The sequence below is a fragment of the Niallia sp. FSL R7-0648 genome, assembly GCF_038007005.1.
GTDB classification, from domain to species: Bacteria; Bacillota; Bacilli; order Bacillales; family Cytobacillaceae; genus Niallia; species Niallia circulans.
Genome location: NZ_JBBOWE010000001.1, coordinates 1,284,361 through 1,300,739, shown reverse-complemented (window position 1 = coordinate 1,300,739; position 16,379 = coordinate 1,284,361). Strand labels below are relative to the sequence as shown.

The following is a 16,379-nucleotide window of genomic DNA, read 5'->3' as shown; positions in this document are numbered from 1 at the left end:
GCTTACTTCGACTCCTTTGCTGCATAAATTTCATATTGTTCTTTTAAGTTAACTGGTAACTCTTCATACATGATGTTCATTAAGTCAGTAACTTTTTGTTTTGGAGCTTCATCAGCAATTTTGATTGCCTCTTTAATTTCTTCTTTAGCACGTTCGATTACTGCGTTTTCTTTCTCTTCATTCCAAATACCTTTGTTTTCAAGGAATTTACGGAAACGTACTAATGGGTCTTTCTTTTCCCATTCGCTATCAAGATCAGCAGTACGGTAACGAGTTGGGTCATCCCCAGCCATTGTATGTGGACCATAACGGTAAGTTAAAGTTTCAATTAATGTTGGACCTTCACCGTTGATTGCTCTTTCACGAGCTTCACGTACAGCAGCGTAAACTGCTAATGGATCCATACCATCTACTTGAATTCCAGGGATACCTGCAGCAACTGCTTTTTGAGCAATTGTTTTCGCAGCAGATTGTTTCTCAACTGGAGTAGAAATTGCAAAACGGTTGTTTTGTACAACGAAAATTGCAGGAGCTTTAAATGCACCAGCAAAGTTAATTCCTTCGTAAAAATCACCTTGTGAAGCTCCACCATCACCTGTATAAGTGATCGCAACAGCTTTAGCACCACGTTTTTTCATTCCTAATGCTACACCAGCAGTTTGGATGTATTGTGCACCAATAATGATTTGTGGAGAAATTACGTTTACACCTTCAGGAATTTGGTTTCCTTGGAAGTGACCACGTGAGAATAAGAATGCTTGAGATAAAGGAAGTCCATGCCAAATAATTTGCGGAACATCACGATATCCTGGAAGAATAAAATCTTCTTTTTCTAATGCGAATTGTGAAGCCAATTGCGAAGCTTCTTGTCCTGCAGTAGGTGCATAGAAACCTAGGCGACCTTGTCTGTTTAATGAAATAGAGCGTTGATCAAGAATACGAGTATAAACCATACGAGTCATTAATTCTTGTAATTGCTCATCACTTAAATCAGGCATTGCAGATTCGTTTACAACTTCACCCTCTTCATTTAAAATCTGAAGTGTTTGAAATTGGTTTGCCACTTGTTCAAGCTGTGCTTGCACATCAAATTGTGCCTTCTTTGTTTTAGAAGCCATTAAAGCCACCCTTTCCTTTCATATTAAAAGACTTTTTTCTGTAAAACAAATAGATGTTTACAATGTGTTTCAACGTGGTAAACACTTAGTTGGGTAACGCTTTCTATTCCTTAAAGCATATCGCTCTAAGCAACAAAAAAAACCATACTTAAACAGTTTTCCACAAAATACGCAAGAAAAAACGTCTTATAAAATTAATTCGGTTTCCGTATAGACTGTATCAATTATTTATATGTAAATATTAATACAACTGTTCAATACATTTATAAGTTTAATATACTTAAATATTATCCGTCAATCTTTAAGCTCGAAGTTTTTATTATTTTTTTACACAAAATTAATACATCTGTATTATTTACAACACAACATCTGTATCATACAGAAAACCCTATTTACAACTGTTTTATAATAACTTACCTGAGTGTCGAAAAATCATTCCTTGTCTATATGAACTCTTTGTATGTTTTGAATACTGCATGATACAAAGCACCTCCTACATTTTAAAATAGTATCCCACAAAAAAAAGCCACAAAACAAAGTGTGTCCAAAGAAACAAAATTCATGCCCCGTTTGTCCTCTCTATTTTGTAACTTATAAAAATTTTAATAGGATAAAGGTAATAATCAAATAATAAGTATTACTTTTTCTCTTCTTCCTCTTCATTCATTTTGATTTTTATGCCGGCTTCTTTATAGAAATCTACTTTCAAATCATTATATTTCTTCGTTAATTCATTAAATGTTTGGTTATTTTTATAAACCGTCTCATACGTATCATTGATCTTTTTTACTTGTTTTTCTAAATCGTCCATATTCACGTCTTCATCTTTAAACATTTCATAAAGCTTTTTATCACTATTAAGCCCTTCTATGTAATTTGCGTATAATTTATCATGTTCTTCATAACGGGCCATCATTGTTTGGTAAAGATCATCTGCCTTATTCTTTAATGATTTCTCTTCCTTTTTATCTAATTCTTCTATGTCTGTCGCTATTGTTTCAAACTTTTTTTGTGACTGTTTTATACTTTCTGCTTCTTTATCCATATATTCTTTTCTTTTAGAAATAGATTCTAGAGCTTCGTCCGATAATTTTGTAATTTCATCCATGTCCTCTAATCCAAGACTAATTATTTTAGAATAAATATCTTGTTCCTTCTTTTCTAATTTGACAAGAGGCTCTTGCTGTTCTTCAAAACCACTTTCAATCTTAACTACTTCTTCTAGTTTTTCATACATTTTCTCACTTGGAGAATTAAAATTGCACCCAGCAGCAATTATCGTAAAAAGCATAATTGTACTAATTAAAACACTTCGTTTCATTTCTTTCCTCCTCACTTTCTTATTACTATATCGATTCTTCTGTACTTTGACAATAATGGTTCCCTTCTTCGTATCCATCTTGATTCTTTAAAAAATTTGATAAAAACACAATTCTTCCCTGCATAATTATCAGTTGCTGATTTTTTTAACAGGCAGCGCTGATTACTTTAGAAATATTTTTATATTATAAACATATTAGCTTGTCCTATAATATATTATAGGTATATCTAATTATCTTCTTGCATAAAGTACTATTCTCATTTATTAACTTTTTATTCTATCTCTGTTAGACTACTTTTATAAACCGTTAGATACAAGGAAGTGATTATTTTGATAACAATGACAGATATTATTCGCGACGGTCATCCAACACTGAGACAAGTGGCAAGTAAAGTTACCATGCCACCAAGCGAAGAAGACAAAAGCATTCTAAAAAGCATGATGGAATATTTAATAAATAGCCAAAACCCCGAATTAGCAGAAAAGTATGGTTTAAGAGGCGGAGTAGGCTTAGCTGCTCCGCAAATAAATGTTTCCAAAAGAATGATTGCTGTGCATGTTAAAGATGAAAATGACAAGCAATACAGCTACGCTTTATTCAATCCTAAAATCATTAGCCATTCCATTGAAAAAGCTTATTTAACAACTGGCGAAGGCTGCCTTTCTGTCGATGAAACCATTCCAGGTTTCGTTCCAAGGTATGCAAGAATTACTTTGAAAGGGATCGATTTAGACGGAAAAGAAATTAAATTACGCCTTAAAGGGTTACCAGCAATTGTATTCCAACATGAAATTGATCATCTTAATGGTGTGATGTTTTATGATCATATCAATGAAAAAGATCCTTTTCTTCCTATTGATAATGCAATACCTGTTGAAAGATAAATTTTGTATCTAAGAAATGGTTCGATCATCATTATTCGAGCCTCTTCTTCTTTCTCTTATTTCGCCCCTGTTTCATACTAAATAAGGCTTTACCCCGCTGCAATTGCTCGCTTTCCATTCAGCCTATTTTACAATTACCAACATTATCCATGAGAATCCTACAAAAATATTCATATACTATTTATATAAAAGGCTGTTTTCATAGCAAATACAAGGAATGCTCATCGTGTCAAAAAACTTTCTTTCCATTGGCTTCACACTAAAGATGGAAGATGGAGCTTCCTAAACACTCTCATACAGAACCGCACTATGGAATAGGGCCAAATAAAAGGAGTAAACCATTCTTCCGTAGCTAAAATAATGTAAAATCGCCTTCCATTTTGAATAATCGGATTGAAAAAACACCATCTAATAAACTATTTTTTACAAAAAGAAATATAAAATGAGAAGATGACTTTACTTTGTCCAAGAATGGTTTAAAATAGAGTTAAGGAGATGATCCACTATGTTAAAGAAGCTAAGAAAAAAGCTTTTAAAACAGTGGAAAGATTTACTTCGCAAAAAAACAATAGCTTAAAAAATTGAAGGGTATTTTTATGGTCCGGCCTATACCACGCTTAGTTAAATATAGTGGTTATTATACCGCTATACAAACCAAGCATTGTGGTACTGAGTCTGACCTTTTGTTTTAATAACGATTTCATTAGAATGATCATACATAAAAGTTATGTAATATTATTATGTTTCATAATAATATATAGAGGGTAAATATCTTTTTTCATTCCTCATTTTTATATGAATTTACTGAGAAAAGAACCTTTCTAATATAATGGCTATTAAAAGAAAAAACATGAAAACCATGTTGTTTTTTTATATAATAAATTTCAGAAACAAATGATTAAGGAGCGATTTACAATGATATTTAAAGTATATTTTCAAGATTTAAAAACAGAGGTACCAGTAAGAGAAAATACTAGAACTATTTTCGTTAAAGGTGTATCAGAAAGAGATGTTCGAACAAAATTAGCAGAAAAACCATATAATATCGAGTTTATTACTAGCGTAGAAGGTGCATTCTTAGAATATGAACAACAAAACGAAGACTTTACAGTATTGGAGATTGAATAATGAAATTTGTAAAAAATGATCAAACTGCTGTATTTGCCCTAGGCGGATTAGGGGAAATCGGTAAAAATACGTATGGTGTCCAGTTTCAAGATGAAATTATTTTAATTGATGCTGGGATTAAATTTCCTGAGGACGAGCTTTTAGGAATTGACTATGTTATTCCTGATTATACTTTTTTAGAGAAGAACGCAGACAAAATTAAAGGCTTATTTATCACGCATGGTCACGAAGATCATATTGGTGGTATTCCTTACCTTTTAAGACAAGTTAATATCCCCCTTTACGGAGGCAAACTGGCATTAGCACTTGTTCGTAACAAGCTAGAAGAGCATGGTTTATTGCGACAAACAACGATGCACGAAATTCAAGAAGACGATATTATTAAATTTAGAAAAACATCTGTTTCTTTCTTTAGAACTACTCATAGTATACCTGACTCCTATGGGATTGTTGTCAAAACACCACCTGGGAACATTGTACACACTGGAGATTTTAAATTTGACTTTACTCCAGTTGGGGAACCTGCCAATTTAACAAAAATGGCTGAAATAGGGAAAGAAGGCGTTTTGTGCTTATTATCTGATAGTACAAATAGTGAAGTACCTAATTTTACTATGTCTGAAAAAAAAGTCGGAAAAAGCATCCATGATACTTTTATCAAAGCCGACGGTAGATTGATTTTCGCTACTTTCGCTTCCAATATTTATCGTTTACAGCAAGTAACAGATGCAGCCGTAGAGTTTGGCCGCAAAATAGCTGTTTTTGGACGCAGTATGGAAGCAGCTATTAACATCGGTTTAGAACTTGGCTTTATAAAAGCACCAAAAGAAACCTTTGTTGACCCGCAACAAATTAACCGACTGCCGGCTAATCAAGTGGTCATACTTTGTACAGGAAGCCAAGGTGAACCAATGGCAGCTCTATCAAGAATTGCTAATGGTACACATAGACAAATCCAAATTATCCCTGGTGACACTGTGGTATTCTCTTCCAATCCAGTACCAGGTAATACATTAAGTGTTAATAAAACAATTAATCAACTTTACCGAGCAGGTGCGGAAGTAATTCATGGACCACTTAACAATATTCATACTTCTGGTCATGGCGGTCAACAAGAGCAAATGTTAATGCTTCGATTAATTAAACCTAAATTCTTTATGCCAATTCATGGAGAGTTTAGAATGCAAAAAACACACGCACAAACTGCTGTTGATTGTGGTGTAAAAGAAGAGAACTGCTTTATTATGGATAATGGTGAAGTATTAGCACTTTCAAGCGATACAGCACAGGTCGCTGGTAAAATTCCATCTGGAAATGTATATATTGATGGAAGCGGAATTGGCGATATTGGTAATATCGTTTTACGCGATCGTCGAATTCTTTCAGAAGAAGGCTTAGTGGTTGTCGTGGTAAGTATTAATATGACTGATTTTAGAATTGCCGCTGGACCTGATCTTATTTCAAGAGGATTTGTGTATATGCGCGAGTCTGGTGATTTAATCAATGATGCACAAACATTAATAAGTAAACATTTAAATAAAGTAATGGAGCGCAAAACGACACAATGGTCAGAAATAAAGAATGAAATAATTGATACTATTTCTCCATTCCTATATGAAAAAACAAAACGTCGCCCAATGATCCTTCCTATTATTATGGAAGTATAAATAAGTAAAAAGGAGCTATTCGTTCGATAACGAACAAATAGCTCCTTTTTCTTGTTAAGACATAACCTTTTTCTCAAAACGGTTAATATCCGAGTCAGCTCCAATTACGATCAAGATATCCTTTTCTCTGATTGATTCTGATGCTTGAGGAGAAACGATAATTTCCTTCCCTCTTTTTATGGCAACAATAGTAATTCCATATCTGGCACGAATATCTAAATCAATGATCGAGCGACCATCTAATTTATGACTTGCTTTAATTTCCACAATACTATGCTCATCCGATAGCTCTAAATAATCTAGGACATTGTTAGAGACAATATTATGGGCTATTCTCTTGCCCATATCCCTTTCAGGATGAACAACTGCATCTGCCCCTATTTTACTTAGTACTTTCTCATGATAATCATTTTGGGCTTTTACCGTTATATTTTGCACTCCTAATTCCTTCAGCATTAAAGTTGTTAAAATACTTGCTTGGATATCTTCCCCAATTGCAACAATAACATGGTCAAAATTACGGATTCCGAGACCTTTCAATACTGTTTCATCTACTGCATTACCTACCACTGCATGTGAAACTAGATTTGCGTATTCATTTACTTTTTCTTCACTTTTATCAATGACCATTACATCCATACCTAGCTCGGTTAATTCCCTGCAAATACTACCACCAAATCTTCCGAGGCCAATAACCGCAAAAGCTCTTTTCACAATAAAATCCTCCAACAATCATAAAAATTTCACCTAAATAAATCGTCCCTATTATAACATTAAATCACTTGATTAACATACAAAAGCTAATGATGTTTTCCCACCAGTTATTGTTGATTATTTATGACACGGTTGATACGTGTATTTAACATTTTCAAATTAGTACCGCCCGCCTGGTAGTACCGCAGCTTTCTTTCCCTATCAAATAAATAGTAGGAGGGAACATATTCATTCGAAAACGCCTTGGCTAGCTGAAAGTCATGATCTACATAAATAGATTGTGTCATACTATACGTCTCGGCAGTCTGTTTTATTAAATCAATATCTAAATCTCGCTCTGTTCGCGGGAAATGCACAGATATTATTACAAGATTATCCTTATATAACTCCCTATATTGGTTTAATTCGGGCATAGCCTTTTTACAAAAATAACAACTTACAGACCAAAAATGAATTAAAATCAGCTTATCTCTTATTACATCTGTAAGCTTTGTTTCCCCGTTAACCCATATGGTCGGAGTGTTCCAGTTTGGAAGTTGCTCACCTATTTTCAATGATTCGTTACCTTCTTTCCTTCTATCCCTATATATACATTTGCATAAAAAGTTAGTGAATCATGTCTCCCCGCTTTCAGATAAACAGAATATCCTATTTGCAAACCTATTAAAGTAACTAACTTATACGAAGCTCAATAGAATAGCTTCACCTCTTAGTTTATCAAATACTTTAAAGGGAATAAAAAGAAAAAACTTATTTTTTAATAAAAGGAGTACAATTTCTAATGATGTATGTGGATGAAGTTAAAAAGAATATTCGAAATATTGAATGGGGGGATTTCCTTCTAGACACTTCCTTTGTAACTATAAAAATTCTCTTGATCTTGTTAAGTTATATTTTCATCAAGAAGATGGCTAAGAAAGTAATAAATAAATTATTCGAAACTTATATTCAAAAGCATTCTATCTCCCGAGGCAGAGCCTTCACTTTAGAAAGCTTAACGAATAATGTAATTACTTATGTATTATTTTTTATACTCATTATTACCATTCTTCAATTACTAGGAATTGACGCAACGGCCATATTAGCTGGAGCTGGTATTATTGGATTAGCAGTTGGTTTTGGTGCACAAGGTTTAGTAAGCGACCTAGTGTCAGGATTCTTTTTATTATTAGAAAAACAATTAGAAGTGGGTGAACTTGTATCAATAGGAGATTTTTCAGGTACTGTTGAACAAGTAGGGCTGCGAACAACACAAATTAGAGCTGCTGATGGAACTCTGCACTTTATCCCTAATCGTGAAATCACACAGCTAAGTAACCACTCTCGGGGAGAAATGCAAGCTTTAGTAGATATAGATATTTCTGTACATAATGATCTACCGAAAACATTAGAAATTTTAAAGCCTTTATGTGAACGTATCGCCAAAGAAAATCCAGTAATTACGGATGGACCAGATGTGATTGGGATACAAAACATGGAATCAATGGATTTGGCAATCAAAAAATGCAAGAAACGGTCATTACTTTTGTAACCACTGCCAACATCATTATTTTCATTTAATCTCGCATACTAGAATTGCGATATCGATAACTTTCACCAGTGAATATCACCAGATGAGAATGGTGAATAAGACGATCAATAACCGCTTCTGTTAAAATTTGATTGCCAAATACATGGTTCCATTGGCCAAATTGAAGATTCGTTGTAATAATGATGCTTTTTCGCTCATAACACATCGAAATTACTTGGAATAACAGTTCGGCTCCTTCTTTTCCTAACGGAATATAACCCATTTCATCGAGTACTAATAAATCTAATTTCTCAATTTGCCCCAACAACCTGGCTAGTTGGCCCTTTTGATTGGCATCCACTAACTGATTCACTAGACCTGCAACCGTGTAAAACCGGACTTTATGGCCAAATCTAGTTATGGCATTTAAAGAAATCAGTTTACTTAAATATGTTTTTCCTGCACCCACACCACCATATAAAATTAAATTTTCCTTTTCCTTAATGAATAGCCCCTCGTAGATACTCTCTTTTGAAATACTTTTAGGTATTTGAACATGCTGCCAGTCAAACGTTTCATTTCCACCTTGCGGTAGATGTGCTTGTTTCAAGAGTAAATTAATCCGAGTTTGTTCGCGTTGTTCAATTTCTTTTTCAAAAAGCTGTTTTAGGAATGCAATCTGTTCTTCGGACAGATCATCACAATGCATTCGCAAATAGCTTAATTTTAGCCGTTTTGCGTATTCTTGAATCGATTCGCTCATGATCACACCTCCGTTTTAAAGAAGTCATTATAACGATCTGCACCACGTGTGATTTCGGGCATTTCAGGTAATGTGATGGCTGGTGTTATATTTTGATAATCGTTGTCATCAAAGATAAGTGCGTTAAAAGCTTGTTGAATATGCTCTGCTTTTGGATGACCTGTCTTTTGAGCTATCTGTAAAGCTTCTGTAATTTTATCTAGGTTATTAGTTTTCATTAACTCCGATAGGAGAGAGAAAGCAGACTTCTGTTCTTCCTCTGTACACGCTTTTAAATACAGGTTCCACTCATCAGGTAAATGATCATAAATACCTGAATATTTAATTGCGCGTGGCCTTTGAGAAAGTAGTTTTAGATAAGGTTGCCAAACCATTGATTTGGCCTTGCTGCCATAAAGTCGAGAATGAGTGACAATACATTCATGAGTTTCACTTAGAATACGTACTTCATTAAATGTCACTTCGACGACCACTTTCTTCTGTGCAAATCGTGGCGATGTCGAATACAATTTATTATCTATATGTACAATTCCACTTTTATCAGCCTTTGCAGTGACAATACGAGCGCAGTTAAATATTTTTTCGGGCAGTAAAATATGAGCTGCACATGTTAATTCGTGTAAGGATTCTAACGACTCTTGCTTTAGGTAATGCTTCCGTTGACGATTTCTTTCTGCCTTTTCCCATAGAGTTTGATTAAACTCTTCCAAGTCTACAATTGTATTAGCCGGCAATAAGAAATTATTCCGGACATATTTCACCATATTTTCTACATGTCCTTTTTCGTTTCCCTTTGCTGGATTACAGAATTCATATTCAAAACCGAAGTGCAGCACGAATCGCTCGAACATATCTGTTAATTCTCTTTCACCACGGGCATGAATTTTCTTTACAGCGGGCGATAGATTATCAAAGCGAATCGTTTTCGGTACGCTCTTCATATGTTGAAAAATGCGTTGTAATCCTTCTAGAAGACACTCGGTATTTTCCGAAGGAAACACTTGAAAATAAAAGGTATTGGCATCTGGAAATGACATAACGAGAAACGGTAGTTCGATCATTTCATTTAAATATTTAAATGGTGCTTTTCCGAAATCTACTTGTGCTGTTCCAGGAATCGTTTGCAGCGGTAAAGAGGCACCCTCTGCTTCTTTCGCTAATTCCTTTCTCCGGGCTGAAACATAACGTCTTACTGTACGGTCCCCACCTTGAAAATCATGCTCTTCGATTAGTTGGTTATACATACGTTGTGCAGTACGTTGAAACTTCTTTTTTAGCTTTAAATCCTCACGAATCCACCCATCAATAATATGCTTTACTGGATCCAAGATAGGCGAGGGACGTGTTTGTTTGTGTTTTTGGGGGAATTCTTCTTGATCCGCATATTTTTTTACTGTCCGTTCATCGTGCTGTACTTGACGAGCCACCTCGGCATAACTTTTCCCTTTTTGGTTTACTTCATGTCTGATATAATTGATTTCTACCACTTGTAACATCTCCTATGTATCCTCCTGTCAAACGTTGTTGGTCCAACGAGGAGTTTACTTTTATTGGATGATGTTGGCAAGTGGTTTTTTCATGCACAAATTAATGTCCGAAAGGTACATTTTTATAATGCCATAACCAGAATCAAATACTATAACTATTAGAATACTGGCCAAAACCATCAATATGGAGCAATGGGGGGTCGAGCGATTAATCAGACAAGAAGTAAAGATCGCGCTTGATGAAAATGGTATTAAACTTCCAGAAACTCCGCTTATAGTAGATAAAAAGAGTTAAAACAAGGCTTACTGCTCCATTACGCAGTAAGCCTTCTCTTTTATATAAACAGAGTTCCTCTAAATATTCTTAATTGCCTTTTTTGGTTAAATACGCTGTTAATATATTTACAGCCACCTGTAAGGCATCCTCTTTTGGATTGAGCTTGCTATGATGTAATCCAAAGGGAGAGTCTACCCCAAGCCAAAACATAAATCCTGGGATTTCCTTTAACATATAGCCAAAATCTTCCCCTGTCATGGCTTCTTTACACTCAAATAATGTTGCTTCTGTTTCCTCTATAATAAAATCCATAAACTCTTTCGTTAATAGCTCATTATTATCCACTTGATAATAACCACTTCCGAAATCAATGGTGCATTCACAGTCATAGGCGATTTCAGTTCCTTTTACTAAAGATTGGACGCGATTTTTCACTTTTTCCATTGCTTCACTAGAAAGCGTACGCATCGTCCCTTCTAGCCTTGCTGTTTCGGCGATAACATTTTGAACCGTACCGCCTGTGATTTTCCCAATCGTTACAACAGCACTTTCTAGTGGATTTATATTTCTAGACACGATTGACTGGAGCTGGGATACCAATGTACATGCAGCAACGACCATATCATTTGTTAAGTGAGGATAGGCTGCATGTCCCCCTTTCCCTTTTAAATCAATAAAGAGTTCTGATGTATTCGCAAATAATAAGCCAGGCTTAATCGCAATCGTCCCTACAGGATATTCAGGAGCAACATGAAGTGCTATTATCATATCTGGCTTCCATGCTTGGAGCTCCTCACTTTTCAACATCGGTTCTGCCCCGCCTGGTCCCTCTTCTGCAGGTTGAAAGATAAATACCACATCATCGTTAATTGGATTATTAATAATATTTATCAGCACACCTAATGCAATCGTCATATGAAAATCATGACCGCAAGCATGCATTTCAGTCGGATGCTCCGATACGAAAGATAATGCTGTTTCTTCCACAATCGGTAATCCATCCATATCAGCACGATAGCCAATCGTTTTTGTTGGATTAAGTCCATTGACCTTTACGATGATTCCAGTCTTCCATGTTTTCACTTCTACACGTTCATCTGCGACGCTATGAATCATCTGTAGTAAATATTGCTGTGTTTTAAATTCTTTAAATCCAAGTTCTGGAATTCTATGCAGTTGTCTGCGAATAGTAACTAAATCTATCGTATTCCCCATATAGCTCCCCTACTTTTCCTTTTGTTCATTATATCGTTTTACATAGCCTTTTAGGTTACCTACAAGAAAAGCGCGGAAGTTTCTCCACGCTTTTCATCAAAATTATAATTGACGTAACTCTTGCATAATTTCTGTTTTTGATTTTGTTTTATCATCAATTTCTTTTACCACTCGTGCAGGTGCTCCTGCTACTAATGTATTCGCGGGAACATCTTCTAATACTATAGCTCCTGCAGCAACTACAGACCCTTTTCCTACAGTTACACCCTCTACAATAACTGCATTTGCACCAACCAATACATCATCTTCAATAATAACTGGTTTAGCAGAAGGAGGCTCAATTACACCAGCTAATACTGCACCTGCTCCAATATGACAGTTTTTACCTACAGTAGCTCGTCCACCCATTATAACTCCCATATCAATCATTGTACCTTCGCCGATAACAGCACCAATATTAATAACAGCACCCATCATAATAACAGCGTTATCACCAATATCAACTTGATCACGAATAATTGCACCTGGCTCAATACGAGCTTTTATATTTTTTAAATCTAATAAAGGAATAGCGGAATTTCTGCGATCATTTTCAATTACATAATCCGTTACTTTATCCTTATTAGCTTCAATTACACTTTGAATGTCTGTCCATTCTCCAAAAATCACCCCAGAATTGCCGCTGATAAAGGTTTGGATATTCTCACCAAATTCAACAGCTGATAAATCCCCTTTTACATATACCTTAACAGGTGTAGATTTTGTACTATTTTGAATAAATGAAATAATTTCATTTGCATCCATCATTTTCATTTCTTTACCTCCAGTTATGTATAAATTACAATATAAAAATTACTTTACCAAACAAAAGTTATGAAAACAAGCAATAATTATTATAATATTAAGGATTAATTGCTTTCACTTTTTCTTCTTCAAGGTATTCATTGACAATCTCTAAGAACGCTTGAACTTGCTTTAATTGAAAATTTGCCTCATAGCCAATTAACCAAGTCCCTCTTGTAATAGGTTTATTATTATCATTAAATAATGGTATTCTTGATAGTGCCTCATCAGCTTTTCTTAAGGCAATGGAAGGTAAGATACTATATCCAATGCCATTAAAAGAAAGCTGTTTACATGTTTCAATTTGATCTACAACAATAGTATTCTTAGGAGGCATTTGCAAATTCTGATGCCACCAAACTTGTATTTCTTCGTAATAGTTAGAATCACTTTTAAATTGGATAAACGGTCGATCAGTTAAGGCAATATCTTCTAACTGAGCAATTTCTCGATCCACTAAATAAAGTGGATCATCGAATAAATGCATTTTTATCCCTTTCCAATCAGACACCCCTCTTATGATACCGATATGCATATTATCCTCTGAAACTGATTTCATCATATCGCTGCTCCAACCAGTTACTAATGATACTTTTGCTTGTGGGTAGCGCTCGACAAATCGTTTTAAAACTTCTGGAAGCCAATTTTGTCCTACTATACTAGCGACAGCGATTTTTAATGTTCCATATACCTCTTCTTTAAATGCATGAATGGATTCTTTTACTTCTTCTTCTTTTTTTAATGTTTCCCTTGCAAATTTCGTTACTAATTCTCCTGCGGCAGTAAGAGAGAGGCCTCTTTGTGACCTAATAAATAACGGGGTTCCCCAGTCTTTCTCAATATTTTGCAGCCTTTGAGAAAGGGCTGGCTGGGTGACAAATAATCTCTCTGCTGCTTTGCGCATATTCATTTCCTGTGAAAGTACAGTTAATAGTTGTAATTCAGAAATTGTTGACATAACATTATCCTCATAAAATAAAAATTGTTATCAAAAGAGGGATACATCTCTAATGAAGAGGCAGACAAGAGCGGCAGCCGTAGATGAAGGTATAATACGTTTAGCGTTCATTTTGATTGATTTGATGCAAATAAATATTAAGTCGCATTAATATTGCTCTTCTTGTTAAAATTCCATCAAAATAGCCATCTTCTGTTTCCACGCAAATAAAAGGATGGTCTACTAAATATTTTATCGTATGTAATACAGAACTATTGCTCTTCACTCTTGGTATTACCTTATTCATAATTGTTTCTACTTTTATTTCTTCAAGCTTCTCAAACTCAATTCTTTCTAAGCCTAATATGCTATCCATGATGAGCGGAGTGCTGACTAAGCCATGGAGTTTATAATGAGCATCTAATACTGGTATTGCTGAGTATCCACTTTTTGTTAAGACAAGCAGAGCGTGTTCTAAACTATTTCCTATCTGCACATGTGCTACTCGTTCAGATGGAATTAATAAGTCCTTTAAAGTAATGTTTAAAAACTCTTCGCTGTGCATACTTATCATAGCCGAAAACTCCTCACAAAATATATTTATACCTCATTTTATCATAGTTCTCGGCATTATGCTCTTTTAACCCTTACTCGTTTTTATATTCCTTACAAGCAGTTGACAATGTGGGCATTGAAAGATTACATTTTGATTAGATTGAGCAGTTAAGACATTCTCCAGTTTTTCTTCTTTTGAACATTCTGGACAAATAACTGTCGGCATCATATTTATCACCTCAACTATTAGTATGGTTTCCCATGTTTTTTTTCATGTAGGAAAAATCTTCAATGTTCAGCAGGTTTTTATCCTTATATTGAATTCTCCTGATTTACTAGCCGTTAGCAGGACTATTAATACTAGAAGTAAAAAAAACCTTCAGCAAAATGGACTATTCCATCTTGCTGAAGGTTTTTTTAAATAAGATTACTGAATTAAATCAAAAATCTCAATTGTAATCATATCAACATTATCAAATTGATATCTTTTTGGTTTTTCCTTGTCATTATATACTTCTAGTTCAAACGTCTCTGTTTTTGGATGGAATGTTACTTGACACTTTCTCTCTCCATTTACCTCAAAGAAACGTTGAGTTGGTTCTCCCCCAGTTGCCTGCTCTTGTAGATTTTTCAATCTTGTTAATATGCCTTGTAATTGTGACATGCTCTCTCTCCTTTCAAACAAACCTTTATTAAGCATAGGTTTCACTATTAGCATGTTTCTATACACTTTCTTCGTTTAATTTAGTACAATTCGCCTCTTGTGTAAAATGCCAATACTAACAGAATAAAAGATTGTCGAGAGTTTGTCCAAGTAAAACTGAAAAAAACTCGGTGTTTTTTTATTATTTATTTCCTCTGAATATTCTTACCATTTCACAAATTAACATACACACTTTCCTTAGGAGTATAATTTCTAGCTAAAATGATGACAAGAACTTCTTTTATCACTCAAAAGAATTGCATGATAATAACTTTCTTTGTATGATTAGTTAAAGATAAAAGTAGGAGGAACATTATGCATCAAATCACATTGTTTACTCAACCAGATTGTCCCCCTTGCGAATATTCAAAGCTATTCTTAAAAGAACATGGTTTTGATTTCGAAATGAGAGATATTCAAAAGGACCCTCGTGCCAAAAAAGACTTAATAAAGAAATATCAATCTTTTTCCACTCCAACATTCGTAATTGATGGAACGGTCATTTATGGATTTGATTTGGAAAAGCTAAAGGAAGCTTTGAATCTTTCTTAATACTTATTATGGCGTACAGCACCTAATGTGCGCCATAAACTTTACAATGATAATATTAGAGATGATTTGTGTTTACATCATTATAGTTTTTATTATTCTTTATATAAGTAACTTGATTATCAATGGAAAATAACGGCATATACACTAATGTACTATAGTTTTTTTCTTTACTCTTTAAAATGGACCTTACCTCTTTATCTGAAAGCATATTGGTTATAAGCCATTTATTATTCCATTTTCTTATCAAAATCCCTTCATAAGAACCTTCATATACTTTTTCTCCAATAACAATTGGTTCATAATATTCATATAGGAGTATACTATTCTCTTCTTGTTCTACAAAGGTTTGTTCTGATAATTGATAAAAAGGTAGATAATATTTACCAAATTCATTACCATATGTAAAAAAGTTCCCTTGTTCTCCAGTCAAGTTTTCATTAAGAAATAAATAAATTAGTTTGTCTGAAAAATAAGGCGTTAGGATTTCTTCTATTTCCTCCATTTTTCTCGCTTCTTTACTTAATGATACTTGTGCCCGGAATGCCTTTTCTACAAAAGCGAATACTTCCTCTCGACTTGTCAAATGGCTGGCGGCGTCAATGGAATACGGAAAAACACTCCACATAGAAATAATCAATAAGATAAAGAAGCTTTTTTTCATCAAATCCTTCCCTTCTCTAATTACTCTGATTCCATTTCATTAC

At 34.4% G+C, this 16,379-nt stretch carries 18 protein-coding genes; 6 read left to right on the top strand and 12 right to left on the bottom strand.

Features of this window, described 5'->3' with window-relative positions:
• Nucleotides 1-2 precede the first annotated feature (2 nt).
• Nucleotides 3-1,118 (bottom strand): pyruvate dehydrogenase (acetyl-transferring) E1 component subunit alpha, encoded by a 1,116-nt coding sequence (gene pdhA / locus NSQ89_RS06075; RefSeq protein WP_047942994.1) that lies wholly within the window; start codon nucleotides 1,116-1,118, stop codon nucleotides 3-5.
• A gap of 637 nt (nucleotides 1,119-1,755) precedes the next feature.
• Nucleotides 1,756-2,439 (bottom strand): YkyA family protein, encoded by a 684-nt coding sequence (locus NSQ89_RS06070; RefSeq protein ID WP_172867274.1) that lies wholly within the window; start codon nucleotides 2,437-2,439, stop codon nucleotides 1,756-1,758.
• Nucleotides 2,440-2,769: 330 nt separating this feature from the next.
• Between NSQ89_RS06070 and def the strand changes: the two genes are divergently transcribed.
• The 3 genes from def to rnjA all read left to right on the top strand — a co-directional run bounded on the left by def (nucleotide 2,770) and on the right by rnjA (nucleotide 6,119).
• Nucleotides 2,770-3,324 (top strand): peptide deformylase, encoded by a 555-nt coding sequence (gene def, locus NSQ89_RS06065; RefSeq protein WP_095319911.1) that lies wholly within the window; start codon nucleotides 2,770-2,772, stop codon nucleotides 3,322-3,324.
• A gap of 915 nt (nucleotides 3,325-4,239) precedes the next feature.
• A complete protein-coding gene (locus NSQ89_RS06060; RefSeq protein WP_047942992.1) occupies nucleotides 4,240-4,452 on the top strand; it encodes a DNA-dependent RNA polymerase subunit epsilon in 213 nt (70 codons plus the stop codon).
• Entirely contained in the window at nucleotides 4,452-6,119 is a 1,668-nt protein-coding gene (gene rnjA / locus NSQ89_RS06055; RefSeq protein WP_047942991.1) for a ribonuclease J1, read from the top strand. Before NSQ89_RS06060 ends, rnjA begins: the two co-directional genes overlap by 1 nt.
• 54 nt (nucleotides 6,120-6,173) lie before the next feature.
• Here the strand turns inward: rnjA and NSQ89_RS06050 are convergent, their stop codons facing one another.
• Both NSQ89_RS06050 and NSQ89_RS06045 read right to left on the bottom strand, forming a co-directional pair.
• Nucleotides 6,174-6,833 (bottom strand): potassium channel family protein, encoded by a 660-nt coding sequence (locus NSQ89_RS06050; protein ID WP_095257616.1) that lies wholly within the window; start codon nucleotides 6,831-6,833, stop codon nucleotides 6,174-6,176.
• Nucleotides 6,834-6,940: 107 nt separating this feature from the next.
• On the bottom strand, nucleotides 6,941-7,387 hold the full coding sequence (locus NSQ89_RS06045) for a TlpA family protein disulfide reductase (protein ID WP_095319910.1): 447 nt from the start codon (nucleotides 7,385-7,387) through the stop codon (nucleotides 6,941-6,943).
• A gap of 227 nt (nucleotides 7,388-7,614) precedes the next feature.
• Here NSQ89_RS06045 and NSQ89_RS06040 point away from each other — a divergent pair, with 227 nt between their 5' ends.
• The gene (locus NSQ89_RS06040) at nucleotides 7,615-8,364 is read left to right on the top strand and encodes a mechanosensitive ion channel family protein (RefSeq protein WP_341132375.1); all 750 of its coding nucleotides are present in this window, start codon (nucleotides 7,615-7,617) and stop codon (nucleotides 8,362-8,364) included.
• Nucleotides 8,365-8,389: 25 nt separating this feature from the next.
• Here NSQ89_RS06040 and istB read toward each other — a convergent pair whose 3' ends face one another.
• Both istB and istA read right to left on the bottom strand, forming a co-directional pair.
• Complete coding sequence (gene istB, locus NSQ89_RS06035; protein ID WP_341132107.1) at nucleotides 8,390-9,106, bottom strand: IS21-like element helper ATPase IstB; 717 nt, start codon at nucleotides 9,104-9,106, stop codon at nucleotides 8,390-8,392.
• Nucleotides 9,107-9,108: 2 nt separating this feature from the next.
• On the bottom strand, nucleotides 9,109-10,602 hold the full coding sequence (istA, locus tag NSQ89_RS06030) for an IS21 family transposase (RefSeq protein WP_341132106.1): 1,494 nt from the start codon (nucleotides 10,600-10,602) through the stop codon (nucleotides 9,109-9,111).
• A 142-nt stretch (nucleotides 10,603-10,744) separates the two neighbouring features.
• Here istA and NSQ89_RS06025 point away from each other — a divergent pair, with 142 nt between their 5' ends.
• Entirely contained in the window at nucleotides 10,745-10,888 is a 144-nt protein-coding gene (locus NSQ89_RS06025; protein WP_341133144.1) for a hypothetical protein, read from the top strand.
• Between the two features lie 69 nt (nucleotides 10,889-10,957).
• Here NSQ89_RS06025 and NSQ89_RS06020 read toward each other — a convergent pair whose 3' ends face one another.
• The 5 genes from NSQ89_RS06020 to NSQ89_RS06000 all read right to left on the bottom strand — a co-directional run bounded on the left by NSQ89_RS06020 (nucleotide 10,958) and on the right by NSQ89_RS06000 (nucleotide 15,084).
• Entirely contained in the window at nucleotides 10,958-12,085 is a 1,128-nt protein-coding gene (locus NSQ89_RS06020; RefSeq protein WP_095257619.1) for an N-acetyldiaminopimelate deacetylase, read from the bottom strand.
• 102 nt (nucleotides 12,086-12,187) lie between these two features.
• Nucleotides 12,188-12,898: a 2,3,4,5-tetrahydropyridine-2,6-dicarboxylate N-acetyltransferase gene (gene dapD, locus NSQ89_RS06015; RefSeq protein ID WP_047942985.1), complete on the bottom strand. Its 711-nt coding sequence runs from the start codon at nucleotides 12,896-12,898 to the stop codon at nucleotides 12,188-12,190.
• A gap of 88 nt (nucleotides 12,899-12,986) precedes the next feature.
• Nucleotides 12,987-13,886 (bottom strand): LysR family transcriptional regulator, encoded by a 900-nt coding sequence (locus NSQ89_RS06010; protein ID WP_095321860.1) that lies wholly within the window; start codon nucleotides 13,884-13,886, stop codon nucleotides 12,987-12,989.
• Nucleotides 13,887-13,986: 100 nt separating this feature from the next.
• Nucleotides 13,987-14,439 carry a cyclic-di-AMP-binding protein CbpB gene (cbpB, locus tag NSQ89_RS06005; RefSeq protein WP_047942983.1) on the bottom strand — a complete coding sequence of 151 codons (453 nt, stop codon included), beginning with the start codon at nucleotides 14,437-14,439 and terminating at the stop codon, nucleotides 13,987-13,989.
• Between the two features lie 408 nt (nucleotides 14,440-14,847).
• Complete coding sequence (locus tag NSQ89_RS06000; protein ID WP_016200943.1) at nucleotides 14,848-15,084, bottom strand: YkuJ family protein; 237 nt, start codon at nucleotides 15,082-15,084, stop codon at nucleotides 14,848-14,850.
• A 354-nt stretch (nucleotides 15,085-15,438) separates the two neighbouring features.
• Here NSQ89_RS06000 and NSQ89_RS05995 point away from each other — a divergent pair, with 354 nt between their 5' ends.
• Entirely contained in the window at nucleotides 15,439-15,675 is a 237-nt protein-coding gene (locus NSQ89_RS05995) for a glutaredoxin family protein (RefSeq protein ID WP_047942982.1), read from the top strand.
• Nucleotides 15,676-15,730: 55 nt separating this feature from the next.
• On the opposite strand, the gene NSQ89_RS05990 is transcribed toward NSQ89_RS05995, so the two are convergent.
• Nucleotides 15,731-16,336, bottom strand: a complete 606-nt coding sequence (locus tag NSQ89_RS05990) for a DUF3993 domain-containing protein (RefSeq protein WP_341133143.1) — start codon at nucleotides 16,334-16,336, stop codon at nucleotides 15,731-15,733.
• Nucleotides 16,337-16,379: the final 43 nt, after the last annotated feature.